The following is a 24,943-nucleotide window of genomic DNA, read 5'->3' on the forward strand; positions in this document are numbered from 1 at the left end:
TGGACCCCGGATCAAGTCCGGGGTGACGATGGGAAAGAGAGCAGGCTCTGACGATGCGCGCCGATCTAACCAAAGCGCTTGCCGCCGCACAGACATACCGGAGCGCCGCCCAGGCGGCGCTGAGCGAACGCCTGGCGACAAACCCGATCGACAGCGAGCAGCGCGCGGCGCACGGCTTCGCATGGGTTGCGACGACGGTCGCGGCGCTCGAAGCAACGCTGGCGTGGTACGAGTCAGGCCAGGGCGCAAACCCGCTCGACGCCCAGATCGCCACCCTCGCCTTCGCCGAAAGCATCGGCCAGCTCACCGGTGGCCTGCCGATGGGGCAGAACGAGATTTTCCGTCCGGCCGACCTCGGCCTTGGCGCCGCCGCGCGCGCGCTCGCCGAAGCCTGCGCCAGCCTGCTCGACGCCGACCATGCCGCGACCCGCGCCGAAGTTGCCGCCGCGCTGGCCGGGGGCGATTGGCCCAGCGAGACGCTCCACGACGCCGACCTCGACGCGATCCGCGAACAGTACCGCCGCTTCACCGACGCGGCGATCATCCCGCACGCCCACGGCTGGCACCTCGCCAACGCGCTGATCCCCGATACGACGGTGCAGGCGATGGCCGAACTCGGCACTTTCGGCGTCTGCATTCCCGAGGAATATGGCGGGCTCGGCCTCGGCAAGCTCGTCATGTGCATCGTCACCGAAGAATTGTCGCGCGGCTGGATCGGCACCGGCTCGCTCGGCACCCGGTCGGAAATCGCGGGCGAGTTGATCGTCCTCGGCGGCACCGCAGCGCAAAAGGCCGAATGGCTGCCAAAGATCGCCAGCGGCGAAATCCTGCCCACCGCGGTGTTCACCGAACCCGATGTCGGCTCGGACCTCGGCTCGCTCCAGACAAAGGCCCGGCGCGACGGCGACCGATGGACAATCGACGGCGCCAAGAACTGGATCACCCACGCTGCACGTTCGGACCTGATGACTTTGCTGGTGCGCACCGTGCCCGATGCCAAAGGCTATGCCGGCCTCTCGATGCTGCTCGTCCCCAAGCCGCGCGGGACCGAGGCCGATCCCTTCCCCGCCACCGGCATGACCGGCAGCGAGATCGAGGTGCTCGGCTATCGTGGCATGCGCGAATATGCGCTGCAGTTCGACGGCATGACCGCACCCGCCGACGCGCTGCTCGGCGGCGAGGAAGGGCAAGGCTTCAAACAGCTCATGCGCACCTTCGAGGGCGCGCGGATCCAGACCGCGGCGCGCGCCGTGGGAGTTGCGCGCCGCGCGCTCGAACTCGGGCTCGATTATGCGATCAACCGCAAGCAGTTCGGCAAGGCGATCGTCCATTTCCCGCGCGTATCGGACAAGCTGGCGATGAGCCTCGTCGATTTCGTCATGGCGCGCGAGCTGAGCTATGCCGCCGCGCGCGCCAAGGATTCGGGCAAGCGCTGCGACATCGAGGCGGGGATGGCGAAGCTGCTCGGCTCCCGCGCGGCATGGGCGAACGCCGACGCGGCGCTGCAAATCCACGGCGGCAACGGCTATGCGCTCGAATATGAAATCAGCCGCATCCTCTGCGATGCGCGCATCCTCAACATCTTCGAGGGCGCGGCGGAAATTCAGGCGCAGGTGATCGCGCGCGGGCTGACCGGAGGACGCAATTGATGAGCGACTGGCAGGACTGGATCGGCCGGATCGAAACGCGCCGCGACCGCATCGACGAAGCGGCCGCCGCGCGCTGGCTGGCGACGCTCGACCGCGCCGCGCCCGCCGACGGCAGCGTCCCGCAGGCCTATCACTGGTGCCTCTGCCTGCCCGACGCGCCGAGCGCGATCCTCGGCGCCGACGGCCATCCCGTGCGCGCGGACAGCGACGACAGCTTCCTGCCGCCGATCCCGCTTCCACGCCGGATGTGGGCCGCGAGCAAGGTCGAGTTCCTCGCCCCGCTGCGCCCCGGCCAGTCGGTGATCCGCACCTCGCGCGTCGCCGCGATCACCGAAAAGCAGGGCGGCACCGGCAAGCTCGTCTTCGCCGACGTCGCGCACGAAACCCGTGGCGACGGCACCCTCGCGGTGCGCGAAACCCAATCGATAGTCTTTCGCGAACCCGCCCCCGCGGGAGCGCCGCCTGCTCCGCCGCCGCCCGGCGATGATGGTTTCGACCCGTCGGGCTGGGACGCGCACCGCATGCTCTTCCCGTCGGAAGCACTGCTGTTCCGCTATTCGGCTCTGACCTTCAACAGCCACCGCATCCACTACGACCTGCCCTATGCGACCGAGGAAGAGGGCTATCGCGGCCTCGTCGTCCATGGCCCGCTCACCGCGACACTGCTGCTCGACCTCGCGCAGCGCGAGTATGGCGACAATCGCCTGAAGAGCTTCGCTTTCCGCGGCGTCTCCCCGGCGATCTGCGGCGACCCCCTTTATCTATCATTGCGCGGCCAAAACGGCGGACTGGAGTTAGGGGCGTTTGCCGCGGACGGGCGGCAGGTCATGCAGGCTTCGGCCACGCTCTAGCGCTCGCCGGTCTGCCCTTCGCCGCCACGTTTGCGCTCCCATCGTGCCTCGACGAAGCCGAGCAGCGTCAACATGATCACGCTGATCGCCGATCCGATCAGCACCAGCGGCCATTGCGCCGCGCCGCACGCGATGCCGATCACCGCCGCCAGCCACAGATGCGCCGCGGTGGTGAGATTCTTGACCTCGCCCTTGCTGAACACGATCAGCCCGGCGCCGATGATGCCGATGAAAGCCCCCGTCGCCTCATAGATGCGCAGCGGATCGGACCGTTCGCCGCCGATCTGGGTGTAAAGCGCGATGATCGACACCGTCATCATCGCCGCCGAAAAACAGATCAGCCCGTGCGTGCGGAAACCCGCCTCATGCCCGCGAATCTCGCGGTCGAGGCCGAGCAGCAATCCGAGCACCGCCGCAACGCCCAGCCGCGACAGCAGGTCGAAGTCGATCCAGTGGACGAGTATAGGCGCGTTGAGCTCCATCGCCCTTCATAGCGCGGCAGCGCCGAAAGGGTTCCGGGCGCTCAGTAGCGCGCCCGGATGCTCGCGGAGAAACTGCGTCCCGGTTCGGGGAAGCCGTCGGTCAGGACATAATTGTCGTCGAACAGGTTACGCGCCGACGCCGATCTCGATGCCGTCGCGCAGCGCATAATCGATACGCAGATTCGCCTGCACATTGCTGCCGGTGCGTTAATAGAAGACCGGAGAAAACGTATCCAACGTCGTCCGGTTGGAGGCAATATCGACGCTCGGCACAATGCTCAGCCCGGCCAGCGGCGACCAGTCAACATATGCGAATCCCTTATGCGCCGGCACGTCGGTCAGACGTAATACCGGGATTACGGTTCCCGCCGCCCCCGCTGCGATGTCAAACGAGCGATGCGTCCAAGTGTAGTTCGCGCCGAGTTCGAGCGAGGGTCCGACGTGCGCGGTCAGCGCCAGTTCGGCGCCATAATATTCGGCGCTGCCCAGATTCTGACGCTGGCTGGTATTGGCCGGGAATCCGGGCGGCCGCACCGACACGATGGCGTCGTCGATGTTGCTGTAGAAGGCCGTACCCTCGACATGGACGCCGCCAAAATCGCGCGATCCGCCAATCTCGAAATTCGTCGCCCGTTCCGGCTCAAGACCCGGATTCGACGCCGCATTGCCGAACTGGGTGCTGAATCGTTCAAAGATCGTCGGGAAACGCGAACGGCGCGAGACGCTCGCATGCAGGCGTGTCGCATCGTCGGGGCGATATTCGATCCGGCCCTGCCAGTTGAACGCCGAAGCGTTGGTCAGCGGATATTCGAACAGGCGCCCCGGCGAGGTGAAGGAGATGGTATATTCCTCGGCCTTCTTGAGGCCGCGCCAGTCGAAGCCCGCCCCCAGCGAATTTCCCATTGACACCCCAGTCGCGTGTCCACGAGAAATCGCGCGCGCCGCCGTCCTCGGCCGAACCCAGCGCGGGATCATAACCGCCTGCAAGGTCCCAATGGTCCCAGAAGTTGCGCGTGTACGACGCCTGCGCGTAGAATTTTTCCTGCCGCGTGCCGAGCAGCGCGAAGACGTTGTAACCGGCATAATCGACGTCGCGGTCGAGATCGATCGTCGCGCGTGCCTCGGCTTCCAATGCCTTGGTCGGCTTGCGCGTCACGAGGTTGATCGCCCCGCCCATCGCGCCGGGGCCGTCGAGCACCGAGGCATAGCCCTTGGCGACCTGGATTTCGGCAATGTCGGGGGTCAGGAAGCGGCCATAGTCGAGCCGGTTGTCGGCGGACAGATAGACGCGGATACCGTCGAGCGACACGGGCACCTGGAAGCGGTCGAACCCGCGGACGAAGATCAGTCGCTCGTTGCGTGATCCGCCGCTGTTCGCCGACGTCACGCCGGGCATCAGGTTGACCGCCTCGTCGAGCGTGTCGCGGTTGAAGGTGTAGATCGCTTCGGACGACAGGGTTTCGGTCCCGATCGTGATATCCTCGGAATGCGGCGCCGTGACGACGATCTGGCCGAGCGTGAGGGCGCTGTCTTTCGCGGCAATTGCTTCGTCTGCCGCTTGGGCATGGGCCGGCGCGGTGGCGACGAGCGCCGTCGTAACGAAAAGAAGCAGTCGCATGGAGATACCTTATGTCGCAGATCGCCATTGCTTTTGGGCGAATCGCTATATACGGCCATATACATTGGTCGCCTCGGAGGGAAAGCATGCGCCGCTCTCTTTTTGCCGCAATGACGGCGCTTGCGCTGGCCGCGCCCGGCGGCGCTTATGCGGAAGAGCCCGACTGCACGACCGGCAGCGCAGCGCTCCCCGCCGAACTGGCCGGGTGGACGTCGCGCGGCACGCTGACGGCAGCGAGCGATGCCGCCGCAGCCAAGGCTTCGCCCATCGCGATCGGCCACACCGCCGATGTCGCGCTCCAACCCGCCGGCAAGGTCCGGTTCGCTGCGCCGCCCGGCAAGCCCGGCGAAGGTGAAACGCACGCCGGTCTCCTTGCTTTTCACGTCGAGACAGCGGGCAGCTACCGCGTCGCGCTGGGCGCGGGCGCGTGGGTCGATGTGATCGAGGGCGGCAGCGCACTCGCGTCGACCGCGCACGGCCACGGTCCGCAATGCTCGGGCATCCGCAAGATGGTCGATTTTTCGCTGACCCCAGGGGATTATCTGCTGCAGATCGCCGCGAGCTCCACGCCGTCGATCGCGGCGCTGGTCGCAAAGCTGCCCTGACGCGGGCGCGTCAGGGCTTCGCGCTCGGCGGCAGCGGCGCAGCGCGCATCAGCGCGGTCAGCCTGTCCAATTCCCCGCGCCGCGCGGCATCGGCCAGCCGGCGTTCGAGCGCACGATAGCTTGCCAGCACCGTCCGGCCGCAATCGGTCAGCCGGGCGCCTTTCGCCGCTCCGCCGCCCGCCGTCGTTTCGACGAGTCTTTCGGTCCAGCAGCGGTTCATGCTGTCGACGAGCAACCACGACCGGCGATAGCTCATCCCCAGCGACCGCCCCGCCGCCGAGATCGATCCTTCGCGATCGATCGCTTCGAGCAGATCGGCTTTGCCGGGGCCGATCGCGGGCTCGTCGCCGCAGAATAGCTGCGCTTTCAGCTTGAGCGCGCCCTCTCTCACCATCGTCCCGCCTCGCCTGTGAATGCCCCTGATATCCTACCCCCCGGCCGATTCAAAGCGGGCTCTCTCAGAGCCAAGTGAAGGTGACGAGCATCAATTTCACGCTACCTGCGCTGTAGGGACTACCCGATCATTTCCGCCCGTCGGTCGCAGGATCTTGGCCGCATCGCCGGTGCCTTCGATAGGGAAATTGCGCAGTCCGATGGCGTCCTTGACCATTTCAAGCTCCTTATGGAGAGCCGCCATATTGGCATGCGCCTCGAAGAGCGCGGCGAAGCTGACCGCCAAACGCGAATAAGCCGGATCGGCCGCAACTGCAGATAGCCCCGCCCTCGCCTGCCCCTGCGCAAGCGCACCGGCAAGTACGCCGGTCGCGGCAATCGCGTTTTCGATCGCGCGCTCCGCTTCGACCATCATGCGCGCAACAACGTTGGCGGCCTCGAGACGTTGTTTCAGCATATTCACCCCCTGTCCTCGATGACAAAATCTATTGTGCCACCCAACCGGGAAGTGGTGCACCCGACAGGATTCGAACCTGTGGCCCCCAGATTAGGAATCTGATGCTCTATCCTGCTGAGCTACGGGTGCACGCGGCGTCCGTTTAGCGGCGCGAGGCGTCCAGCGTCAATCGGCGGGCGATCAATTCACCGCGTCGGGCGGAGCAATAGGGACGAGGAGCGGCATCGCGGCGATGCCATCCTCGCGGAGCTCCGCCGCCTGTTCGGGCGAGGCCTGGCCATGGATCAGGTCTTCCTTCGCCCGCCCTTCGTGCATCGCGCGGGCGGCATCGGCGAAATCGCGCCCGACCCAGCGCGACTGCGGCAGCATTTCGGCCTGTTTCGCCGCAATCTCCGCGATCACCTTGCGCACCAGCTCGGGCGAAGGCTCGCCGGTTGCCGAAGCATCGGCAGGTTTGGCAATGGCACCCGATTGCTGGTTCGATTTCGCCCCGACCCGCGGCGCCATGACCGCCTTTGCAACCGCGCTGTCGCCGCAGACCGGGCAGGCGATCAGCCCGCGCGCCTGCTGGTCCGCGAAGCTCTCGCTGCTCGCGAACCACGCCTCGAACCGGTGATCGCCGGCCGCGCAGCAAAGGTCGAAGACGATCACGGGATTATCCCGCGCCGAGCAGGGGGTCGAGCCCGCCGCGCGCGTCGAGCGCGGCAAGGTCGTCGCTGCCGCCGACATGCTTTCCGTCGATGAATATCTGCGGCACGGTGCGCGCGCCGCCGGCGCGATCGACCATCGCGTCAAATCCGGCGCGATCCATCGTCACGTCGATTTCCTGATAGACGGCGCCCTTCTTGTCGAACAACGCTTTCGCGCGCGAGCAATAGGGGCAGAAGAATTTGGTAAAGATTTCGATCTTCGCCATGCGGCTATCCTGTCATCCTTTCGTCCATCATATCGGAATCAACGCGCGCAAAGTCAAATATGTTGCTGGTCATGAGCGCGTCGGGGACGACCCGCGCCCAGGTCAGCGCCGAAACGCGGACCGCTCCGCTGCGGCGGAGGGCCCGCGCCGCCGCGCGCAGCGTCGCGCCGCTCGCATGGACATCGTCGATCAGCACCAGATGCCGGCCCGCCGCCCTCTCTTTCGCGCCATTCGCCAGCGCGAAGGCACCTGCGACGATCCGCTCGCGTTCGCGCCGCCCCTGGCCGCGCAGCGCTTTCGTTGCCTTGATCCGCAGCAAGAGATCATGGTCGTGCGGGGTACCGGTGAGCCGCGTCAGTTCGTCGGCAACAAGCGCCGCCTGATTGAAACCGCGCGACCAGAGGCGCCAGCGATGGAGCGGGACCGGGACAAGCAACACCGGCTCCGCGTCCGCGAGCTTGCCGAGCGGGCGTGCCATCAGCTGTGCCATCAGCCGCGCATGCCCGACGCGCCGCCCATATTTGAGCCGCAGCGCGACGGTGCGTGCGACGGGTCCGTAAGCAACCGCGGACGGGGCGCCTTCGAACGGCGGCGGCGCGGCAAGGCAGGCGCCGCAAGTCACCGAGCCGGGCAAGGCAGCGGGCAGCGGGATCGAACAGAGCGAACAGGCCGGTCCGTCGAGAAAGGTCAGCGACGACCAGCAGGAGAGGCAGAACTGCCTGTCGTTATCGACGACGAGGCCGCATCCGGGGCAGCGCGGCGGCAGGGCATAGTCGACGATCGTCCGGACGATATGGCGCAATGCGCGGTCCGCTTGCCACCCCGATGCCTCATCCGCGTCGCCTTCCCCCATAGCGGACTTGTGAAGCATCGCCGAGGACGGCACAAGCGCCGCATGTCGCAGCCCCCGCTCTTCTCCCCGGCCCGCCAGCGCGCCCAGCGCGACCGCATCGCCCGCCAGCCCGCCGGCGCCGATTTCCTCGCGCCGATCATCGCCGAAACCCTGCTCGACCGCCTCACCATGGTCACCCGCGATTTTTCCCGCACCTTGCTGATCGGCGCCCATGACGCGACGCTGATCGCGCATCTGCGCGGCCTTGGCACCAATTTGACGCTCCTCGAGGCGGGGCCGGCCCCCGCCGCCTATACCGGCGCGATCGTCGGCGAGGCCGATAACATCGACCTGCCCTTCGGCAGTTTCGACCTTATCGTCTGGCCCGGCGGGCTCGACAGTATCAACGACGTTCCCGGCGCGCTCGTCCGCCTGCGGGCGCTGCTCGCCCCCGACGGCCTGCTCCTCGGCGCCTTCGTCGGCGACGGCAGCCTGCCGCGCCTGCGCCGCGCTATGATGACCGAATACGTGCGCCCGGTCGCCCGCCTCCACCCGCAGATCGACCTTGCGGCGATGGGCAATTTGCTGCAGCGCACCGGCTTCACGCTCCCCGTCGTCGACGTCGATACGCTGACGGTACGCTATGGCGACTGGTTCGGGCTCGTCCGCGATCTGCGCGCCGCAGGCCTGTCGAGCCGGCTTTCCCCTGCGCCGCCGCCGCTGACCCGCGACGAGGCGGGGCGCATCGCTGCAGCATTCGCCGCCGAAGCCGATCCCGATGGCCGCATTGCCGAAACCTTCCGCCTGATCCATTTCAGCGGCTGGGCGCCGCACCCCGACCAGCCGCAACCGGCGCGGCGCGGCAGCGGCACGGCATCGCTCGCTGATGCGCTCAAGCCGAAAAGCTAGACCAGCGCTTCGAGCAGTCCGATCAGCGGCTTGTCGGCGGGCGGCATGGCGAGGCTGTGCAACTCGACCGGCCGCACCCAGCGCAGCGCGCTGGCGTGTTGCGCCACCGGCGTACCCCGCCATTTGCGGCAAACATACAGCAGCAACAGCAAGTGCCGGTCGCCGAGCGTGTCGCTAGCAAAGCAGGCGGGCGCCAGACAGGCGTGATCGACGTCGATCGCCAGTTCTTCGCCAAGTTCGCGGATCAGCGCCTGTTCGGGGGTTTCGCCGGGCTCGATCTTGCCGCCCGGAAACTCCCACAGGCCCGCCATCGACAGACCTTCGGGCCGCTGCTGGACAAGCAGGCGGCCGTCGCGGTCGACGAGCGCAGCAGCGACGACAATAAGACAGTTTTCCGGGGATTTCCCGGACGTCGCCACAGCCAAATTATTAACCCTCCTGTGCGATCTTCGGCAGCCTCGGGAACTATAACTGCAGTTAGGGGCGGGACAATGAACAAAATTTCCGGGCTGATGCGGTCGACCAGGGCCGCGACAGCCGTCGAGTACGGGTTGATACTCGCGCTGATCTTCATCGGCCTCATCGCCGCCGTCGGTAATGTCGCAACCCAGGCTGGCGACATGTGGACCGACATCTCCTCGCACTCCGGACAGGCGATGAATCACCCGTAACTGTCCGATTTCGGGACTTGCGCCCGCACAAAGGGATTTTCGACATTAAGCTTTTCAAAACCAATTCGCCGTAAATCGGCTGATGTTGACCACGACCAGACCGTCAACAGGGTAAGTGAATTGTCAGGAGACCAGACATGAAGTTTTTCAAGAAGTTCATTCGCAACGAAAAAGCTGCCACCGCCATTGAATATGGCCTGATCGCAGCTCTCATCGCCGTCGCCGGCATCGCTGCTTTCCGTTCGGTCGGCACCAGCGTCAGCGGCACGTTCACGGACGTCGACACCGCGCTCAAGACCCGTTCGGCTGGCGCGCCGGCCACCCCGTAAGGCCAAAGACGACCCATCGGGTCAAGGAAGGGGCGGTGGAGCGATCCACCGCCCTTTTTCGTGTTTTGCTTACCGGCTCGCGTAGACGACCAGCTTCACCTTCTGTCCCGGCGTCAGGCGGCTCGACGCGGTCAGGCGGTTGAGCACCTGAAAGCGTTCCGCCTGATAATTGCTGTACGCCATGCGTTTCGAGAGGCTGGCCACGGTGTCGGCGCGCCCGACCGTCACGACATCGACACGCCGCGGCCGGATCGCCGCCGCCTCGGCCGTACTCAGCCGCCGTACGCTGTTGAACATCGGGTTGAACACCCCGGCCCCGCCCGCCTTGGTCAGCGCGACGAAGTGGAAGGCCTGATTTTTCGAAAACTCATAAGCGAAGACGGTCACGTCGACCTGCCCCGACTGGGTGTTCGCGCGCGCGACCGAATAATAGGCCGGAATCCCGTTCACCGTCGTTCGCTGCAGGCTGCTCGGGCTGACCGAGCTATTGCCGGCGATCGATTTGAACACCGCCGCAACATAGGCATTCATATCGCCGTTATAGGCAACGGTCGAAAATTGCGCCTGCCCGCCATTGCCGCTGACGGTGACGGCGCTGTTGCCGTTCTGCATGCCATAGCCGTTCGGAACGGCGAATTTCAGCTTGAGATCGGGGTGAAGGAATTCATTGCCCTCGACCACGCCCTGCTTGGGATCGTCGCCATAGAGAACGCCGTCGACCGACGCGAGGAAGGCGTCGGCATTGCGGACGCCGCCCGTTCCCGCGCGGCTCGCCAGCGTCTGGGCATTGCGCACGCGCGATGCCGGGTCGGGGTGGGTGCTCGCCCATTCGGGAAGCGCGCGTGCATCGCCGCCCGCGAGGCGCGCTTCGAGGTTGGTCTGGGCGGCAAGGCTCGCAAGCATCGTCGATAGCGCCAGCGGGTCATAGCCGGCGCTGCGCAGATACTGCACGCCGAGCTGGTCGGCCTGCAACTCCTGTTTGCGCGAGAAGCCGAGGGTCGCATATTGCGCGACCTGCATCGCATTGTTCTGGATCAGGCCGCCAAGGCCGCCGAGCAGCCCGCCATTGTCGCCGATCGCGCCGCCCACGACCTGCGCCAGCACGCCGAGGATCGCGTTGCGCGTCGCCGCCGACTGGCGCTTCTTGCTGTGCTGCGCCGCGACATGCCCGACCTCATGGCCCAGCACGCCTGCCAGCTCGGCCTCGTCGTTCATCAGCGCCATCAACTGGCGGGTGACATAGACATAGCCGCCGGGGATCGCGAAAGCGTTGTTCACCGGCGAATTGAGCAGGGTCACGGTGAAATCGCCGGGGTTCCGTGAGAGGCCCGATTGCACTGCGATATTCTGCCCGATGCGATTGACATAGCTCGCCTGCGGCCCGGCATAGGCGCCGCCGAATTCTTCCATCAACTGCGGATGGGCATCCTGCCCCTGCTTGCGCTCGGTCGGCGAAATGCTCGTCGCCGTCTTGATCGTCTTGGTCTTGGCGTCGGCCGGAACGCCGATCCCACCGGTACCGAGCGTCATGCCGGCGGCCAGCATGATTGCCAAAGCGGTCATCGTCTTGCGGGTCATCGGTGCGCCTCCCTTATGATCTCTTGCCGGGTCTATCCCTTACTCAGGAATATCCGCTGATTGCGACAAGGCAAGCCGCGGCGGGACCGGAGCTTGCCCATATGTTGCGGAAATAACGCGACAGCCGCGGATCGGGTTCCAGGCGGTCAGGCGCGGCCCATCGCGAGGAATTTTTCCTCGCGAGCGGCGAGCAATGTGTCGCGCGGCAGGCCGGCGAGCGCATCGAGTTCCTGCGCGATCGCATCGCCCAGCGACGCGATCGCGACCTCGGGCGCGCGGTGCGCACCGCCGACGGGTTCGGGAACGATGCGGTCGATGACCCTGAGCGCCAGCAGATCCTGGGCCGACATCTTCATCGCCGCTGCGGCATCGGCCGCCTTGTCGGAGGTGCGCCACAGGATCGACGCACAGCCTTCGGGCGAAATCACCGAATAGACGGCATGTTCGAACATCAGGACACGGTTGGCGGCCGCGAGCGCGATGGCGCCGCCCGATCCGCCCTCACCGACCACCGCGGCGATCATCGGCACGCCGAGCGCGAGGCATTGTTCGGTCGAGCGGGCGATCGCTTCGGCCTGCCCACGCTCCTCGGCCTGGATGCCCGGAAAGGCCCCCGACGTATCGACCAGCGTCACCACCGGCAGCTCGAAGCGGTCGGCGAGCTGCATCAAGCGGATCGCCTTGCGATAGCCTTCGGGCTTCGCCATCCCGAAATTATGCTTCATGCGCGAGGGGATATCGTCGCCCTTTTCATGCCCGATCACCATCACGCGGCGGCCGCGAAAGCGCGCGAGCCCGCCGAGGATCGCCTGATCGTCGCCGAAATTGCGGTCGCCGGCGAGCGGCATCCAATCGTCGAACAGCCCCGCGACATAATGTTTGAAATGCGGCCGGTCGGGATGACGCGCAACCTGCGTCTTTTGCCAGGGGGTCAGCTTCGCATAGATTTCGCGCAGTAATTTCGAGGACTTGGCCTCTAGCCGTCCAACGTCGCCATCGATGTCGAGCGTCGGATCGTCGCCCATCTCGCGCAGTTCGGCAATCTGGCGATCGAGCGCCGCGACCTGTTTTTCGAAGTCCAGAAAGGCTGTCATGCGCCGTCGCTAGGACGAAGGCGCCGCAACGTCAACGCCCGCCGCCGCGACATCCATCCGCGCCAGCGGATGCCGCCGGTTGACCAGTTCGACGAGACGGCGGCTGTCGACACGGGTGTAAATCTCGGTCGTCGCGATATCGGCGTGGCCGAGCATCAGTTGCAGCGCGCGCAAATCGGCGCCGCCCTCCAGCAGGTGGGTCGCAAAGGCATGGCGCAGCACATGCGGGCTGATCGCCGCCGGATCGATCCCGGCGCGGCCCGCGAGTTCGCGCAGCATCTGGAACAACCGCACGCGCGACAGATGCGCCTTGCCCGACGGAAAGAGCCACGGCGACCCGTCGGCGAGCAACGGCAACCAGCGGCCCAGCGCGCCGCGCGCGCGTTCGGAGAGCGGTACCAACCGCTCCTTGTCGCCCTTGCCGCGCACGATCAGATATTCGCGCGTCCCCGCAACCGCGCGCCGCGGCAGCGTCACAAGTTCGCTCGCGCGTAGGCCCGAGCCATAGAGAAGCTCGATCAGCAGCAGCATGCGTACCGCGGCCGCGGGCGGCGTTTCGCCCGCCGCCTCCTCGCCCGCCTGCGCGAACAGCCGTTCGACGTCGTCGTGCGTCACGATGCGCGGCAGCGGCCGCCGCGTCGCCGGGCGCGCGATGTCGAGCGCCGGATTGTCGGCGCGTTCGCCCTCGTCGAGCAAAAAGGCGAAGAACTGGCGCAGCGCCGACAGCTTGCGCGCCGCGCTGCTTGCGGCGAGCGACTGATAATCCGCCATCAATTTTCTGAGCGTCGCCGTATCGGCGTCCGCAAGACTGCCCTTGGCAAGCTCGGCAGCCTGTTCCAGATCGCGGCGATAGGCAGCCAGCGTGTTGCGCGACGCCCCGCGCTCGGCCGCCATCATCTCGAGAAAGCGCTCGATAAGAGCCCCGTCAGACATCGGAGATGCCCGGCACCCGCCCGCGCCCCCACCCGGCCTCCCAACGACATGTTACGCTGTTTGGGGGGCCGGGTGGGGGCGCGGGCCGGTGCCGCACTTTGATAGACTCAGACACGCACCAGCGCTTCGGCGGCGATCATCCGCGCTTCGGAGCCGAGCCCGACTTCGCGCAGGGACCGGACAATATAATAGAGGTGATAGGGCGGCACCTTCGACCAGTCACCCTGCATCCCCGCCGCGGCGAGCAGCGCGACCATGCCCGGCTCGCGCCGTTCGGCCGCCGCCATGATCGCGCGCGACCAGCGCGTCTGCTTGCCGAGATCGACGTCGAGATCGCTGGCCGCCGAGGCGGCGGCGCTGGCATCGATACGGCCGAGCCCCGCGAGCCCGGCGAGCAGGAATTTCGACCGCAGCGATCCCGCGCTATCGTCGCCGCCGGCAAAATTGCCGATCGCGCTCGCGTTTGTGCCGTTCAGCGGCCGCGGCGAACCGACCGCGAGCAAGCCCCACGTCCGGCTGCCGACCGATATGGTGGGCACCCAGTCGATCGCATTGCGATCATATCCGCCCGCGAACATCGACCCCACGAGCTGCCACGGATCGTCGCCAACCTCGGTGCTCACCGGCAGCGCCGCGGCAGCGCGCGCTGTCGCGATCATCGCGGCGTAGCGGCCGGGCGTGTTCGCATCGGCGCCCCACAATCCCTGCATCGCAGTATAACGTTCGACGCCGCTCGCCGCGCCGAAGGCGTCACGCAGCGCGTCGGTTTGCGCCGTGAGCGCTTCGGCGGGCTCTTCCTGACCCGCCGCGGCGCTGAGCAGCGAGACATAGGCCTCGCTCGACAGCACCCCGCGCGCCGCGGCATCGGGCGCCGCCGCGATCCGCTGCGTCATGTCGGTCATCGGGGCCAGCACCGTCCAGCCACGCATATAATATGGTTCCGAGGCACGCAGCGGCTCGGGAATCGGAACCGCGGTCGCGGTCGCCATCCCGAAGCGCCAGCTCGTCAGCCGGTCGACCTTGTCCCATTCGATCGTCGTCGAGCGGCGTCCGGCCCCGGTCGCGCCCAGCACGCGCTCGGCGAGCAGGATGTCGAAGTTGGAAATCTTGCCGCTCGACCGCACGCGCCCGATCGCCCAGCCGGCGGGCCCCGCTTCGCCCGACAGGCCGGCGCAGATCGCCGAAGCGAGACGCCATGCCTGTTCGTCACCATGCGCGAGGCCCGCGGGGACATAGGCACACAGGCCGGCCGGATCGGCGTTGGCGAGATAGGTCTGCTGCGCAACCGAAACGAGGCGCGGGCTGGCGCGGTCATAATCGACCGACTGCACGATCCAGCGCGCCGAAATCGATTCGCCCATGCGCAGGAGCAGCGCGGCACGCTCGGCGGCAAGGTCGGCGCCGTTGATCGTTTCGGGCGTGTCGATTGCCGAGACGAGCGACCGCCGGAGCAATATCTGCCCCCAACGCGACGCAAGCTCGCCGCGCGTGTTGCGCATGATCGCGGCGGCATACTGGCCTCGCACGCCGAAGGCATCGGGACCGAGCCCGCCGGTTTCGGGCGTCAACGGCCCGATGCGGGTGAGCAGCCGGCGCGCGCCCGGCGGCAAGTCATATTTCAGCGTCCCGGGCGCGACCTCTTCGCCCTCCTCGCCTTCTTCCGCGTCGCCGGTGTCGCTCGCGGCGCTGCTGCCGAGTGTCGCGGTGACCGGCGGCGGGGGCGGCGACCCGGCCTTCGGCGTCGCGGTCGGTGCCGGCGTCGCGGTGGGCGACGGCGTCGGCGACGGACGCGGCGCCGGGGTTTCCGCAGGATTGCCGAAGCCTTCGGGCAACAGCGATTCCTGTGCGAGCGCGGGCAAGACCAGCACGGCGGCGATGGCGGCACCCGACAGGCCCAGCGTCAGCGATAGGATCGACTTCTTCATCGCGTCCCGCTTTCGGCAATCTTGTCGGTCACGTCCACCTCAATCGTCCTTGGCTCGATCGGCCGGCCCAGAAACAGCAGGAACAGCCAGAAGGCGACAAGCAGCAGGGCCAGCACGATCGATCGTGCAATCCAGCGGCCTTTTCCCGATCTGCCCTTCGCGCGCAATATCCAATGCCCACCATTCGTCGTACCGGCGAAAACCATTGTTCCGCGCGGCTTCGGCGGTATAGCCGCGCGCACCATGTCGCGAAACCCGAAAAGCCCGGCCGCCACACGCTCGCAGGCCATCCCTGCGTCGATCCGCGAGCGCTCGATCGTGCTCGTCGGGCTGATGGGATCGGGAAAATCGACGATCGGCCGCCGCCTCGCGCAGCGGCTCGGCATGCGTTTTGCCGACGCCGACGACGAGATCGAGCGCGCGGCGGGCATGACGATTTCGGATATTTTCGCGCGCTTCGGCGAAGCGCATTTTCGCGATGGCGAACGGCGGGTGATCCAGCGGCTGCTGACCGGCAAGCCGCTGGTGCTTGCGACCGGGGGCGGTGCCTTCATCAACGACGACACGCGCGCGCTGATCCTCGACAGCAGCCTGTGCATCTGGCTCGACGCCGATATCCCGACGCTCGTCGACCGCGTCGCGCGGCGCAGCCACCGCCCGCTGCTCAAGGATCGCGACCCGGGCGAGGTGCTCCGCGAACTCGCCGCGGTCCGCAACCCTATCTATGCCGAGGCGCATGTGCGTGTCAGTTCGGCAAGCACGCCGCACGAGCATACCGTGCGCGCGATCATGGAGGCTATCGCGACATGCAAGAGCTGACTGTAGACCTCGGCAAGCGCAGCTATCCGATCCTGATCGGCGACGGGCTGCTCGCCGACATCGGCCGCCATATCGCGCCGCTGCTCACGCGTCCGCGGACGATGATCGTCACCGACCGCCATGTCGCGGAGCATTATCTGACCGGGGTCGGCACGTCGCTGGCGATGGAGAATATCTCCTTCTCCTCTTTCGTGCTCGATCCGGGCGAAGCGACCAAGAGCTGGGCGGGGCTCGCGCGCCTCACCGAATGGCTGATCGGCGAAGGCGTCGAGCGCAGCGATCATGTCATCGCGCTGGGCGGCGGCGTGATCGGCGATCTCGTCGGCTTCGCGTGCAGCATCGTCAAGCGCGGCTGCAACTTCATCCAGGTCCCGACCACCTTGTTGGCGCAGGTCGACAGCAGCGTCGGCGGCAAGACCGCGATCAACGTTCCCGCCGGCAAGAATCTGATCGGCGCCTTCCATCAGCCCGCGCTCGTCGTGATCGATCCGACGACGCTCGCAACCTTGCCGCGCCGCGAACTCGGCGCCGGCTATGCCGAGGTCGTCAAATATGGCCTCATCGACGATGCGGCCTTCTTTGCCTGGTGCGAGGCGAACGGCGCCGCCCTGCTCGCCGGCGACAGCGCGGCACGCGCGCACGCGATCGCGCACAGCGTCGCGGCCAAGGCGCGCATCGTCGCGGCCGACGAACGCGAGACGCAGGATATCCGGGCGCTGCTCAACCTCGGCCACAGCTTCGGCCACGCGCTCGAGGCCGAGACCGGCTATTCGGACCGCCTGCTCCACGGCGAAGCGGTCGCAGCGGGCATGGTGCTCGCGCATCAATTCTCCGCCGCAAACGGCCTTTGCCCGCCCGAAGATGCGGTGCGCGTGCGCGACCATCTGGCCAGCATCGACCTGCCGCACAGCCTCGCCAGCGCCGGCATCAACACCGGCGGCCGTGCGCTCGCCGACCATATGGCGCATGACAAAAAGGTTCGTGGCGGCAAACTGCCGCTGATCCTGACCCGCGGCATCGGACAGAGCTTCGTCACCGAAGATTACGGGCTCGACGCGGTCGCCGCATTTCTGGATGGGGTGCCCGGCTGACATCAGGCATGTCGGCATTGGGGTGGGAAGCGGACGTTCGAGCGAACTCCAGCCCTCCCCTTCAGGGGTGGGCAGCGAGACTTGGCAGCTTGCCTAGTCGCAGTGGGTGGGGTCGATCGGCCTTGCGCGAGGCCGATCGACCCCACCCCAACCCCTCCCCTGAAGGGGAGGGGCTAATGTCCACAACCGGCCGAAACCCGCCGTCCCGCTCAAACCGCCTCGCCAGCCTCACCCTTCGCGACCTTCGCCGCCTGCCGCCGCTGGCGCAGCGCTTCGAGCACGCTCGTCGCCTCGCGTCCGCCGCCCGGTTTGAAGCGATGATCCTGGCCTGCCGAAAGGTCGCCGTCGACCATCTGCGCCTCGAACCGCGTCTGGTCGAGATGGCGGAGTGCGGTTTCGACATCCTCCATCTCGCGCGGATCGACGTCGAGTTCGCGCAGCGCAAGCAGTCCCAGCGCGATCGAGCTTTCGAACACCTCGCGCACCGCGCCCGCCGTGCCCGCGCCGTCGATCGCCATCAACTGGCGGCGGTCGAACACCCGCGTCAGCACTCTCGCCTGTGGAAAGGCGTCGACGACGGGCTTGAGCGCCGCCGCGTCGACGGACGCATCGTCGATGCAAAAGATGATCAGCCGCGCTTCGTCGGCTCCCGCGCGGCGGAGCAGGTCGACGCGCAGCCCGTCGCCGAAATAGACCTTGGTGTCGAAGCGGCTCGACAGCTCTATCTGGCTCGGCTTCTTGTCGATCAGCGTCACCGAGCAGGCGACGCCGTTGAGCATCTGCGCGACGATCTGCCCGAACCGCCCGTAACCGATGACGATCGCCGACCCGCGCGGCGCCTTGTCGGGCCCCTCGGGCATCTCCCCATCGCGGTCGGGCGAGAATTCGAGGTTGCGCGCAAACAGCATCAGGAAGGGCGTCGTCACCATCGACAGCGTCACCACCGCGCTGAACAGGCTCGCCGCCGCGGGCTCGATCAGCAACGCGTCGGCCGCCTGGGTAAACAGCAGGAAACCGAATTCGCCGCCCTGGCTGAGCAGCAGGCCGAGCCCCAGCGCGGTCTTCCAGCTCTTGCCGAACAGCCGCACGATGACGGTGAGCAGGCTGACCTTGACCGCCACGAGTCCCAGCGCCAGCCCGACGACGAGCAACGGCCGCGCCATCACCGCGTCGATGTCGAGCACCATGCCGACCGCGAGGAAAAACAGGCCGAGCAGGATCAGGCGGAACGGCTCGACGTCCGATTCGATTTCGTGCCGGTACGGCGAATCGGCGAGCATCACCCCGGCGACGAACGCGCCGAGTGCGGTCGACAGGTGAAGGCTGTGCATCAGCGCGGCGCTGGCGAGGATCGCGAGCAGCCCGACGACGACGAATAGCTCGCGCTCGCCATAACGCCCGACGACGCGAAGCAACGGGTTCAGGACGAACCGCCCCGCCAGCACCAGCCCCGCGATTGCCAGCACGGTGTAGAGCGCCATCGTCCCGCCCGGCGGGGCCGACGGATCGGCGGGCGCCCGCGACAGTGCCGCGACGATGGTGATCATCGGTACGATCGCCAGATCCTGGAACAGCAGGATTGAGAAGGCCTTTTCGCCAAAGGGCGAATTGATCCGCCCCGAACTTTTGAGGCTGGGAAGCACCTGTGCGGTCGATGACAGCGCCAGCGGCAAGCCAAGCGCCAGCGCCGCCTGCCAGCTGAAGCCGAGGGTGAGGAAGATCAGCGCCGTAAGAATCAGCCCGGTCGCCACGACCTGCACCAGCCCGAGCCCGAAAATCGCGCGCCGCAGATTCCACAGGCGCCGCGGATGCAGTTCCAGCCCGACGAGGAAGAGCAGGAAGGCGATGCCGAGTTCGGCAAAGGCGAGTTTCGATTCGCCGCCGCCGACGAGACCCAGCCCGTGCGGCCCGACAAGCGCGCCGGCGATCAGATAGCCGAGCACCGCGCCGAGCCCGAGGCGGCGAAAGATCAGCACGAACAAAGTCGCGACGCCGAGCAGTATCGCGCCTTCGACCAACGCCGCGTCGGTCGCCTTCTCCGCAGCAACCTCGGTCGCGGCCGCGGCGAGCGCCAGCATCGTCACGCCCGCGCCGCCTGTTCCTCGAGCGCCGCGATCGCGGCGTCGAACGGCAGCAGTATCGCGCCGTGGCGCGCCGGATAATCGCGCGCCGGAGCGAGCAGGTCGAACCCCGGCCAGTCGGGCAACGTGCCGGTGCCGGCGAACCAGCCCGCGATGGCGTCGCGCACGGCGCGAATCTCGGCGATGCCGCGTCCCGGCGCATGCCGCGCGAGCAATGTCGCCGACGCCTGCCCGAGCGCGCAGGCCTCGACATGCATGCCGACCCCGGTCACGCGTCCATCGTCGCCCGTGTCGAGATCGAGGAGGATCCGGCTGCCGCACAGTGGCGCGCGGGCGCTGGCATGGTGGCGCGCGGCGGGATTGGGCAGATATTCGGCGGTCGCGACCGCCAGCGCCAATATGTCGCGATTGTAAAGCGGCGCGCTCATGGCTTTGCCGCTTCGGCCGCGTCCTGTTTTGCCGTCGCCGCGCTGTCCTCGCGCGCTGCGGCGCGGCGTTCGGCGATCACCTTGCTCATCGCGGCGCTCGTCGCGTTGAGCGCCGGATAGGTGCGGCTGTCAGCCATCCACGCCGGCCGCTGCGCATTGCCGTAGCCGATGTCGTAAAGCAGGGTCACCACCATGAAGAGCAGCGTCGCGACGATCAGCCCCTTCACCGCCCCGAAACCGGCGCCAAGCCCGCGGTCGAAACCGCCGACGAGCGACGCGCGGCTGCGTTGCCCCATCGCGCGCGATCCCCATTTGGCCAGCGCGAAGACGCCGCCGAACAGCACCACGAAAGCAAGCATCGCCGCGCCGCCGGGCGCTTCGATCCAGCCCGACAGCAGATCGGTGGCCAGCGGGTGGAAAAAACGCACCGCCAGAATCGCCAGCACCCAGGCCAGGAGGGTCGTCACCTCCTGTACCAGCCCGCGCATGAAACCGAGCACCGCGCCGCCGCCGACCAGCGTCAGCACGAGGATATCCAGAGCCGTCAGACTTCCCATTCGCCGGTCGCTAGTCGCGCCCGAGCATCAGGTCAACGAGTTCGCCGAGGCGGCCGAAACCGGTGACCGAAATTCCGCCGACGCCTCTCATCCCTTTCGGGCCCCAGCCGCGCGCAAAGCCGAGCTTTACGGCCTCGCGGAGCCGCAGCCCGTCGTGCGCGACCTGCCGCACCTCGCCCGACAGCGACAGCTCGCCAAAGACGATCGCGTCGGCGGGCACCGGCCGCTCGCTGAACGCCGAGATGAGCGCGGCGGCGACCGCAAGGTCGGCGGCCGGATCGGTGAGCCGGTAGCCGCCCGCGATGTTGAGATAGACTTCGGCGGCCCCCATCTGCAGCCCGCAGCGCGCCTCCAGCACCGCGAGCACCATCGCGAGGCGTCCGCTGTCCCAGCCAACGACGGCGCGGCGCGGCGTCGCGCCGCTCGCCAGCCGCACCGTCAGCGCCTGCACCTCGACGAGCACCGGGCGCGTCCCTTCGAGCGCCGGGAAGACCACCGACCCCGGCACGTCGCGGCTGCGGTCGGTCAGGAACAGGCTCGACGGGTTGGCGACTTCGCCCAACCCTTCCTCGCCCATCGCGAAGACGCCGATCTCGTCGGTGCCGCCGAAGCGGTTCTTGACCGCGCGCAGGATGCGATACTGGTGGCTGCGCTCGCCCTCGAACGCCAGCACGGTGTCGACCATATGTTCGAGCACGCGCGGGCCGGCGATCGTCCCGTCCTTGGTAACATGGCCGACGAGCACGATCGCCGCGCCGCCGTCCTTGGCATAGCGGATCAGTTCCTGCGCGCTCGCGCGGACCTGGCTCACCGTCCCCGGTGCGCTGTCGATCAGGTCGCTGTGCATCGTCTGGATCGAATCGATGACGACGAAATCGGCGGTGCGGCTGTCGAGCGTCGCAAGGATGTCGCGCACCGAGGTCGCGCTCGCCAGCGCGACCGGCGCATCGCCGAGCCCCAGCCGCTGGGCGCGCAGCCGCACCTGCGCCGCCGCTTCCTCGCCGCTGATATAGACGACCGACTTGCCCGCCTTCGCGAGCCGTCCTGCCGCCTGCAAGAGCAGCGTCGACTTGCCGATCCCAGGATCGCCGCCGATCAGCGTCGCCGAACCCGCGACGAAGCCGCCGCCCAGCGCGCGGTCGAATTCGGCGATTCCGCACAGCATCCGTTCGGGCATCACGCTTTGTGCATCGAGCGTTTCGAGCGCGAGCGTCCGCCCGCCGCGGCTCAGGTCATGCTTCGCCGAAAAGGCCGTTTCGCCGGCCTCTTCGACCAGCGTGTTCCACTCGCCGCAGTCGGCGCACTGACCCTGCCACCGGTACGAAACCGATCCGCAATTCTGGCAGACATATTGACGCTTCGCTTTGGCCATGACGTTGCGCTTACCTAGAACAAACAACGAACGCCACCCCTTTTCCACCACCGTCACCCCGGACTTGATCCGGGGTCCCGCTCAGCAGCGGTGACAAGCGGGACCCCGGATCAAGTCCGGGGTGACGAAGCGGAGTGGCGGCGGTTCATTTTGCGCGCGGGTTGCTCTAGGGGATCAGCAACACCGAATCACCTTCCCGCAAGAAAGCTCCGCGCCATGAAATTCTTCGCCGACACTGCCGAAATCGCCGACATCAAGGAACTCGCCGCGACCGGCCTGCTCGACGGGGTCACGACCAACCCGTCGCTGATCGCCAAGTCGGGGCGCGACTTCAAGGAAGTGACGAAGGAAATCTGCGCGCTCACGACCGGCCCGGTGTCGGCCGAAGTCGTCGCGCTCGACCATGAAACGATGATGAAGGAGGCCGAAATCCTTCGCAAGATCGCCGACAATGTCTGCATCAAGGTGCCGCTGACGATCGACGGTCTGAAGACCTGCAAGGCGCTGACCAGCGACGGCACGATGGTCAATGTGACGCTCTGCTTCTCCGCCGCGCAGGCGCTGCTCGCCGCCAAGGCTGGCGCGACCTTCGTCTCGCCTTTTGTGGGCCGCCACGACGACAATGGCTTCGACGGCATGCAGCTCATCGCCGATATCCGGCTGATCTATGACAATTATGCCTATGACACCGAAATCCTCGTCGCGAGCGTGCGCCACGGCATCCATGTACTCGAAGCCGCCAAGATCGGCGCCGACGTGATGACCGCGCCGCCGTCGGTGATCAAGGGGCTGTTCAAGCATATCCTGACCGAAAAGGGCATCGAGGGCTTCCTCGCCGACTGGGCGAAGACCGGCCAGTCGATCTGAATGCCCCGTCGCGCTCTTAGCAGTTGACGTAAACGTCAAGTCATCGCGATACTCGCCCGAAAGGGAGAGATTCGCGATGACCGACACCACCATCCTCACGACACGCCGCGGCCACATCCTGATCGTCACGATCAACCGCCCCGAGGCGCGCAACGCGGTCAATGCCGCAGTCCATGTCGGCATCGGCACCGCGCTAGAAGATGCGGAAAACGACGCCGAGATTCGCGCCGTCGTGATCACCGGCGCCGGCGACAGGAGCTTCTGCGCCGGCGCCGACCTTGTCGCCCTGTCGCGCGGCGAGAGCCTCCAGCCCGACGACAAGGCACAGCAGGAGTGGGGTTTCGCGGGCATGGTCGCGCATCCGATCTCGAAGCCGATCATCGCCGCGGTCAACGGCTTCGCCTTCGGCGGCGGCTGCGAGATCGCACTGATGAGCGACATCATCGTCGCCGCCGATCATGCGCAATTCGGCCTGCCCGAGGTCAAGGTCGGGCTGTTCGCCGCGGCGGGCGGCGCCTTCCGCCTCGCGCAGCAACTGCCGCGCAAGCTGGCGATGGAATATATGCTGACCGGCGACCCGATCCCCGCCGCGCGCGCCGCCGAGTTCGGGCTGGTCAACCATGTCGTGCCGCTTGCCGAGCTCATGCCGACCGCAATTGCGCTCGCGGAAAAGATTGCGGCCAACGCGCCGCTGTCGGTGCAGGCCTCGAAGCGCGTCGCGCTCGGCATCGAGGCGGGTCGCATCGCGTCGGACGCGCCCTATTGGGATCACAACACGCGCGAACGATCGGTGCTGATGCGCAGCGAGGACGCCCGCGAAGGTCCGCTCGCCTTCGCGCAAAAGCGCAAGCCCGAGTGGAAGGCGCGCTGACATGATGACCGCCGACGCCCTCCAATTTCCGCTCGCATCGAGCGAAGTCGAGATGCCCATCGGCTTGGCGCTTGCTTTCGGTGTGTCTCGACTTCGCTCGACACGAACGGAGATTTTTGAATGACCGATCCCGAACGCATTCCCGTCATCATCGGCGTCGGGCAGGTCAACGACCGCCCCGACGATCCCGACCAGGGACTCGATTCGCTAGGATTGATGGTCGCTGCGCTCGAAGTCGCGGCCGCCGATGCCGGCGTGCCGCTTGCCGAAATCGACAGCCTCGCGATCGTCGATCAGATCAGCTTCCACCATCTCGGCAAGCTCTGCGAACCGCTCGCCGCCGCGATCGGCGCCAATCCCGCGATCAATTACCAGTCCGCCGCGCCGCACGGCGACACGCCGGTGCGGTTGCTCAACGAGGCCGCGAACCGGATCGGCGCGGGCGAGGTGAAACTCGCCGCCATCGTCGGGGCCGAAGCGCTGCGCACCGCCGCCGGCCGCGCCGCCAAGGCCGCGAGCGGCGAGGACAAAAGCTATAATGCGGTGCGCCAGGTCGCGACGCGGCGCGAGCCCAATTATGCCCAGAAACACGGGCTGTCAGCACCGGTCGACGTCTATCCGCTCTACGAGAATGCGACACGCCCGGCATGGGGCCAAAGCCTTGCGGACGCGCAGTTCGAAAGCGCCGAAATCTGGTCGCGCTTCTCCGAAGTCGCCGCCGCGAACGACGGCGCGTGGATCCGCAAGCCCGCGGCCCCCGCCGATATCCTCGACATAAACGAACGCAATCGCCCCATCGCCTTCCCCTATTCGAAGCTGATGGTCGCCAATTCGTCGGTCAATCAGGGCGCGGGTTTCATCGTCGCCAGCCTCGCCGAAGCGCGCCGCCGCGGAATCGCCGACGAGCGGCTGATCTACGTCGGCATGGGCGCCGCCGCGAAGGAGCCCGCCAGCATCCTCCGCCGCGACCGCTACGACGGCAGCGTCAGCATGGAAACCGCGATCGGCCGCACGCTCGAACTCAACGGCATGACCGCCGAAGATTTCGACTGCGTCGAACTCTATAGCTGCTTCCCCTGCGTGCCGAAGATGGCGCGGCGCATCCTCGGCTGGCCGTGGGACCGCCCGGCGACGGTGTTCGGCGGCCTGACCTTCGGCGGCGGCCCGATCGCCAACTACATGAGCCATGCCATCGTCTCGATGACCCAAAGGCTGCGCACGGAGGGCCGCTACGGCTTCCTCTTCGCCAACGGCGGCTTCGCCACCGACAATCATTGCATCGTGCTCGGCAGCCAGCCGATCGCGAAGGCAAGCTTCCCGCAGGATTTCGATTATCAGGCCGAAGCCGAGGCGAAGCGCGGCCCGGTGCCCGAACTGATCGAGGATTATGCCGGCGCCGCGACGATCGAAAGCTACACCGTCTTTTACGGCCGCGACGGTGCTCCGAAAGCCGGCGTCGTCGTTGCACGTACGCCCGAAGATAAACGCACCCTCGCGCATGTCGACGTGAGCGACGCGGCCATGCTCGCCTTCCTCACCGACGGCAGGGGCGAGCCGGTGGGCACCAAAGGGCAGATCGTCGCGCTGGACGAGGGCTTTGGCTGGCGGGCCTGAC

The 24,943-nt window shown here is 67.1% G+C and carries 30 protein-coding genes and 1 tRNA gene; 12 read left to right on the top strand and 19 right to left on the bottom strand.

The window, feature by feature from the left end; all coding sequences use genetic code 11:
* Nucleotides 1–53 precede the first annotated feature (53 nt).
* Both AN936_RS15665 and AN936_RS15670 read left to right on the top strand, forming a co-directional pair.
* Nucleotides 54–1,649 carry an acyl-CoA dehydrogenase family protein gene (locus AN936_RS15665; protein ID WP_054588921.1) on the top strand — a complete coding sequence of 532 codons (1,596 nt, stop codon included), beginning with the start codon at nt 54–56 and terminating at the stop codon, nt 1,647–1,649.
* Complete coding sequence (locus tag AN936_RS15670) at nt 1,649–2,500, top strand: FAS1-like dehydratase domain-containing protein (protein WP_054588922.1); 852 nt, start codon at nt 1,649–1,651, stop codon at nt 2,498–2,500. The genes AN936_RS15665 and AN936_RS15670 overlap by 1 nt, the downstream gene beginning before the upstream one ends.
* Here AN936_RS15670 and AN936_RS15675 read toward each other — a convergent pair.
* From AN936_RS15675 to AN936_RS25565, 4 genes are read right to left on the bottom strand one after another with little or no spacing between them, the layout of a single operon-like run.
* Nucleotides 2,497–2,982: an MgtC/SapB family protein gene (locus AN936_RS15675; RefSeq protein ID WP_054588923.1), complete on the bottom strand. Its 486-nt coding sequence runs from the start codon at nt 2,980–2,982 to the stop codon at nt 2,497–2,499. The two genes, AN936_RS15670 and AN936_RS15675, sit on opposite strands and share 4 nt — an antisense overlap.
* 41 nt (nt 2,983–3,023) lie before the next feature.
* Nucleotides 3,024–3,149 (bottom strand): TonB-dependent receptor, encoded by a 126-nt coding sequence (locus tag AN936_RS25555; RefSeq protein WP_234715595.1) that lies wholly within the window; start codon nt 3,147–3,149, stop codon nt 3,024–3,026.
* 40 nt (nt 3,150–3,189) lie between these two features.
* The gene (locus tag AN936_RS25560; protein ID WP_234715840.1) at nt 3,190–3,783 is read right to left on the bottom strand and encodes a TonB-dependent receptor plug domain-containing protein; all 594 of its coding nucleotides are present in this window, start codon (nt 3,781–3,783) and stop codon (nt 3,190–3,192) included.
* Nucleotides 3,671–4,600, bottom strand: coding sequence for a TonB-dependent receptor plug domain-containing protein (locus AN936_RS25565; protein ID WP_054588925.1), 930 nt, complete (start codon nt 4,598–4,600; stop codon nt 3,671–3,673). The genes AN936_RS25560 and AN936_RS25565 overlap by 113 nt, the downstream gene beginning before the upstream one ends.
* Before the next feature lie 86 nt (nt 4,601–4,686).
* On the opposite strand from AN936_RS25565, the gene AN936_RS15690 reads away from it, so the two are divergent.
* Nucleotides 4,687–5,205, top strand: coding sequence for a homogentisate 1,2-dioxygenase (locus tag AN936_RS15690; protein WP_149037686.1), 519 nt, complete (start codon nt 4,687–4,689; stop codon nt 5,203–5,205).
* A gap of 10 nt (nt 5,206–5,215) precedes the next feature.
* Here the strand turns inward: AN936_RS15690 and AN936_RS15695 are convergent, their stop codons facing one another.
* The 6 genes from AN936_RS15695 to AN936_RS15720 all read right to left on the bottom strand — a co-directional run bounded on the left by AN936_RS15695 (nt 5,216) and on the right by AN936_RS15720 (nt 7,824).
* Nucleotides 5,216–5,599 carry a winged helix-turn-helix domain-containing protein gene (locus AN936_RS15695; protein WP_084758434.1) on the bottom strand — a complete coding sequence of 128 codons (384 nt, stop codon included), beginning with the start codon at nt 5,597–5,599 and terminating at the stop codon, nt 5,216–5,218.
* A gap of 96 nt (nt 5,600–5,695) precedes the next feature.
* Complete coding sequence (locus tag AN936_RS15700; RefSeq protein ID WP_054588927.1) at nt 5,696–6,055, bottom strand: hypothetical protein; 360 nt, start codon at nt 6,053–6,055, stop codon at nt 5,696–5,698.
* A 52-nt stretch (nt 6,056–6,107) separates the two neighbouring features.
* Nucleotides 6,108–6,184 (bottom strand) — tRNA-Arg (locus tag AN936_RS15705).
* 51 nt (nt 6,185–6,235) lie between these two features.
* The gene (locus AN936_RS15710; protein WP_054588928.1) at nt 6,236–6,706 is read right to left on the bottom strand and encodes a DUF1178 family protein; all 471 of its coding nucleotides are present in this window, start codon (nt 6,704–6,706) and stop codon (nt 6,236–6,238) included.
* 4 nt (nt 6,707–6,710) lie between these two features.
* Complete coding sequence (gene grxC / locus AN936_RS15715; RefSeq protein WP_054588929.1) at nt 6,711–6,971, bottom strand: glutaredoxin 3; 261 nt, start codon at nt 6,969–6,971, stop codon at nt 6,711–6,713.
* 4 nt (nt 6,972–6,975) lie between these two features.
* Complete coding sequence (locus tag AN936_RS15720; protein ID WP_054588930.1) at nt 6,976–7,824, bottom strand: ComF family protein; 849 nt, start codon at nt 7,822–7,824, stop codon at nt 6,976–6,978.
* A 42-nt stretch (nt 7,825–7,866) separates the two neighbouring features.
* Here AN936_RS15720 and AN936_RS15725 point away from each other — a divergent pair, with 42 nt between their 5' ends.
* On the top strand, nt 7,867–8,712 hold the full coding sequence (locus AN936_RS15725) for a methyltransferase domain-containing protein (protein ID WP_054588931.1): 846 nt from the start codon (nt 7,867–7,869) through the stop codon (nt 8,710–8,712).
* Here AN936_RS15725 and AN936_RS15730 read toward each other — a convergent pair.
* Entirely contained in the window at nt 8,709–9,137 is a 429-nt protein-coding gene (locus tag AN936_RS15730; protein WP_234715596.1) for a (deoxy)nucleoside triphosphate pyrophosphohydrolase, read from the bottom strand. The two genes, AN936_RS15725 and AN936_RS15730, sit on opposite strands and share 4 nt — an antisense overlap.
* 66 nt (nt 9,138–9,203) lie before the next feature.
* Here AN936_RS15730 and AN936_RS15735 point away from each other — a divergent pair, with 66 nt between their 5' ends.
* A complete protein-coding gene (locus AN936_RS15735; protein WP_054588933.1) occupies nt 9,204–9,383 on the top strand; it encodes a Flp family type IVb pilin in 180 nt (59 codons plus the stop codon).
* Nucleotides 9,384–9,520: 137 nt separating this feature from the next.
* On the top strand, nt 9,521–9,712 hold the full coding sequence (locus AN936_RS15740; protein ID WP_054588934.1) for a Flp family type IVb pilin: 192 nt from the start codon (nt 9,521–9,523) through the stop codon (nt 9,710–9,712).
* 69 nt (nt 9,713–9,781) lie between these two features.
* Here the strand turns inward: AN936_RS15740 and AN936_RS15745 are convergent, their stop codons facing one another.
* The 4 genes from AN936_RS15745 to AN936_RS15760 all read right to left on the bottom strand — a co-directional run bounded on the left by AN936_RS15745 (nt 9,782) and on the right by AN936_RS15760 (nt 15,242).
* Nucleotides 9,782–11,290 carry a M48 family metalloprotease gene (locus AN936_RS15745; RefSeq protein WP_420496814.1) on the bottom strand — a complete coding sequence of 503 codons (1,509 nt, stop codon included), beginning with the start codon at nt 11,288–11,290 and terminating at the stop codon, nt 9,782–9,784.
* Between the two features lie 146 nt (nt 11,291–11,436).
* Nucleotides 11,437–12,384, bottom strand: coding sequence for an acetyl-CoA carboxylase carboxyltransferase subunit alpha (locus tag AN936_RS15750; RefSeq protein ID WP_054588935.1), 948 nt, complete (start codon nt 12,382–12,384; stop codon nt 11,437–11,439).
* A gap of 9 nt (nt 12,385–12,393) precedes the next feature.
* Nucleotides 12,394–13,317: a tyrosine recombinase gene (locus AN936_RS15755; RefSeq protein WP_054588936.1), complete on the bottom strand. Its 924-nt coding sequence runs from the start codon at nt 13,315–13,317 to the stop codon at nt 12,394–12,396.
* A 107-nt stretch (nt 13,318–13,424) separates the two neighbouring features.
* A complete protein-coding gene (locus AN936_RS15760; RefSeq protein ID WP_054588937.1) occupies nt 13,425–15,242 on the bottom strand; it encodes a hypothetical protein in 1,818 nt (605 codons plus the stop codon).
* 243 nt (nt 15,243–15,485) lie between these two features.
* Here AN936_RS15760 and AN936_RS15770 point away from each other — a divergent pair, with 243 nt between their 5' ends.
* Together AN936_RS15770 and aroB are read left to right on the top strand one after the other, a co-directional pair.
* Nucleotides 15,486–16,061 (top strand): shikimate kinase, encoded by a 576-nt coding sequence (locus AN936_RS15770; protein WP_054588939.1) that lies wholly within the window; start codon nt 15,486–15,488, stop codon nt 16,059–16,061.
* Nucleotides 16,049–17,152, top strand: a complete 1,104-nt coding sequence (gene aroB / locus AN936_RS15775; protein ID WP_054588940.1) for a 3-dehydroquinate synthase — start codon at nt 16,049–16,051, stop codon at nt 17,150–17,152. The genes AN936_RS15770 and aroB overlap by 13 nt, the downstream gene beginning before the upstream one ends.
* Before the next feature lie 209 nt (nt 17,153–17,361).
* Here aroB and AN936_RS15780 read toward each other — a convergent pair whose 3' ends face one another.
* Genes AN936_RS15780 through radA form a run of 4 tightly spaced genes read right to left on the bottom strand, consistent with a single transcriptional unit; the run spans nt 17,362 to nt 21,590 of the window.
* Nucleotides 17,362–19,230 (bottom strand): cation:proton antiporter, encoded by a 1,869-nt coding sequence (locus AN936_RS15780; protein WP_084758436.1) that lies wholly within the window; start codon nt 19,228–19,230, stop codon nt 17,362–17,364.
* Between the two features lie 2 nt (nt 19,231–19,232).
* On the bottom strand, nt 19,233–19,661 hold the full coding sequence (locus AN936_RS15785; protein ID WP_054588942.1) for an iron-sulfur cluster assembly scaffold protein: 429 nt from the start codon (nt 19,659–19,661) through the stop codon (nt 19,233–19,235).
* Nucleotides 19,658–20,218 (bottom strand): CvpA family protein, encoded by a 561-nt coding sequence (locus AN936_RS15790; RefSeq protein ID WP_173585667.1) that lies wholly within the window; start codon nt 20,216–20,218, stop codon nt 19,658–19,660. Before AN936_RS15790 ends, AN936_RS15785 begins: the two co-directional genes overlap by 4 nt.
* A 10-nt stretch (nt 20,219–20,228) precedes the next feature.
* Nucleotides 20,229–21,590, bottom strand: a complete 1,362-nt coding sequence (radA, locus tag AN936_RS15795; protein WP_054588943.1) for a DNA repair protein RadA — start codon at nt 21,588–21,590, stop codon at nt 20,229–20,231.
* A gap of 216 nt (nt 21,591–21,806) precedes the next feature.
* Between radA and fsa the strand changes: the two genes are divergently transcribed.
* The 4 genes from fsa (at nt 21,807) to AN936_RS15810 (ending at nt 24,942) form a co-directional block, all read left to right on the top strand.
* Entirely contained in the window at nt 21,807–22,457 is a 651-nt protein-coding gene (fsa, locus tag AN936_RS15800) for a fructose-6-phosphate aldolase (RefSeq protein ID WP_054588944.1), read from the top strand.
* Nucleotides 22,458–22,533: 76 nt separating this feature from the next.
* Nucleotides 22,534–23,328: an enoyl-CoA hydratase-related protein gene (locus AN936_RS15805; RefSeq protein ID WP_054588945.1), complete on the top strand. Its 795-nt coding sequence runs from the start codon at nt 22,534–22,536 to the stop codon at nt 23,326–23,328.
* Nucleotide 23,329: 1 nt separating this feature from the next.
* Entirely contained in the window at nt 23,330–23,452 is a 123-nt protein-coding gene (locus AN936_RS25785; protein WP_257719783.1) for a hypothetical protein, read from the top strand.
* Complete coding sequence (locus tag AN936_RS15810; RefSeq protein WP_054588946.1) at nt 23,449–24,942, top strand: acetyl-CoA acetyltransferase; 1,494 nt, start codon at nt 23,449–23,451, stop codon at nt 24,940–24,942. The genes AN936_RS25785 and AN936_RS15810 overlap by 4 nt, the downstream gene beginning before the upstream one ends.
* Nucleotide 24,943: the final 1 nt, after the last annotated feature.

Source organism: Sphingopyxis macrogoltabida (genome assembly GCF_001307295.1).
GTDB lineage: Bacteria > Pseudomonadota > Alphaproteobacteria > Sphingomonadales > Sphingomonadaceae > Sphingopyxis > Sphingopyxis macrogoltabida_B.

Bases quoted from the DNA above. Each gene is read 5' to 3' on its own strand.
- AN936_RS15750 (WP_054588935.1), bottom strand. From the start codon at position 12,384: ATGACAGCCTTTCTGGACTTCGAAAAACAGGTCGCGGCGCTCGATCGC.
- AN936_RS15675 (WP_054588923.1), bottom strand. From the start codon at position 2,982: ATGGAGCTCAACGCGCCTATACTCGTCCACTGGATCGACTTCGACCTG.
- radA (WP_054588943.1), bottom strand. From the start codon at position 21,590: ATGGCCAAAGCGAAGCGTCAATATGTCTGCCAGAATTGCGGATCGGTT.
- AN936_RS15755 (WP_054588936.1), bottom strand. From the start codon at position 13,317: ATGTCTGACGGGGCTCTTATCGAGCGCTTTCTCGAGATGATGGCGGCC.
- AN936_RS15790 (WP_173585667.1), bottom strand. From the start codon at position 20,218: ATGGGAAGTCTGACGGCTCTGGATATCCTCGTGCTGACGCTGGTCGGC.
- AN936_RS15745 (WP_420496814.1), bottom strand. From the start codon at position 11,290: ATGACCCGCAAGACGATGACCGCTTTGGCAATCATGCTGGCCGCCGGC.
- fsa (WP_054588944.1), top strand. From the start codon at position 21,807: ATGAAATTCTTCGCCGACACTGCCGAAATCGCCGACATCAAGGAACTC.
- AN936_RS15770 (WP_054588939.1), top strand. From the start codon at position 15,486: ATGTCGCGAAACCCGAAAAGCCCGGCCGCCACACGCTCGCAGGCCATC.
- AN936_RS15665 (WP_054588921.1), top strand. From the start codon at position 54: ATGCGCGCCGATCTAACCAAAGCGCTTGCCGCCGCACAGACATACCGG.
- AN936_RS15740 (WP_054588934.1), top strand. From the start codon at position 9,521: ATGAAGTTTTTCAAGAAGTTCATTCGCAACGAAAAAGCTGCCACCGCC.
- grxC (WP_054588929.1), bottom strand. From the start codon at position 6,971: ATGGCGAAGATCGAAATCTTTACCAAATTCTTCTGCCCCTATTGCTCG.
- AN936_RS15810 (WP_054588946.1), top strand. From the start codon at position 23,449: ATGACCGATCCCGAACGCATTCCCGTCATCATCGGCGTCGGGCAGGTC.
- AN936_RS15695 (WP_084758434.1), bottom strand. From the start codon at position 5,599: ATGGTGAGAGAGGGCGCGCTCAAGCTGAAAGCGCAGCTATTCTGCGGC.
- AN936_RS15670 (WP_054588922.1), top strand. From the start codon at position 1,649: ATGAGCGACTGGCAGGACTGGATCGGCCGGATCGAAACGCGCCGCGAC.
- AN936_RS15690 (WP_149037686.1), top strand. From the start codon at position 4,687: ATGCGCCGCTCTCTTTTTGCCGCAATGACGGCGCTTGCGCTGGCCGCG.
- AN936_RS15720 (WP_054588930.1), bottom strand. From the start codon at position 7,824: ATGGGGGAAGGCGACGCGGATGAGGCATCGGGGTGGCAAGCGGACCGC.
- AN936_RS15785 (WP_054588942.1), bottom strand. From the start codon at position 19,661: ATGAGCGCGCCGCTTTACAATCGCGACATATTGGCGCTGGCGGTCGCG.
- AN936_RS15805 (WP_054588945.1), top strand. From the start codon at position 22,534: ATGACCGACACCACCATCCTCACGACACGCCGCGGCCACATCCTGATC.
- AN936_RS15725 (WP_054588931.1), top strand. From the start codon at position 7,867: ATGTCGCAGCCCCCGCTCTTCTCCCCGGCCCGCCAGCGCGCCCAGCGC.
- AN936_RS15760 (WP_054588937.1), bottom strand. From the start codon at position 15,242: ATGAAGAAGTCGATCCTATCGCTGACGCTGGGCCTGTCGGGTGCCGCC.
- AN936_RS15735 (WP_054588933.1), top strand. From the start codon at position 9,204: ATGAACAAAATTTCCGGGCTGATGCGGTCGACCAGGGCCGCGACAGCC.
- AN936_RS25565 (WP_054588925.1), bottom strand. From the start codon at position 4,600: ATGCGACTGCTTCTTTTCGTTACGACGGCGCTCGTCGCCACCGCGCCG.
- aroB (WP_054588940.1), top strand. From the start codon at position 16,049: ATGCAAGAGCTGACTGTAGACCTCGGCAAGCGCAGCTATCCGATCCTG.
- AN936_RS15780 (WP_084758436.1), bottom strand. From the start codon at position 19,230: ATGCTGGCGCTCGCCGCGGCCGCGACCGAGGTTGCTGCGGAGAAGGCG.
- AN936_RS15700 (WP_054588927.1), bottom strand. From the start codon at position 6,055: ATGCTGAAACAACGTCTCGAGGCCGCCAACGTTGTTGCGCGCATGATG.
- AN936_RS25555 (WP_234715595.1), bottom strand. From the start codon at position 3,149: ATGCGCTGCGCGACGGCATCGAGATCGGCGTCGGCGCGTAACCTGTTC.
- AN936_RS25785 (WP_257719783.1), top strand. From the start codon at position 23,330: ATGATGACCGCCGACGCCCTCCAATTTCCGCTCGCATCGAGCGAAGTC.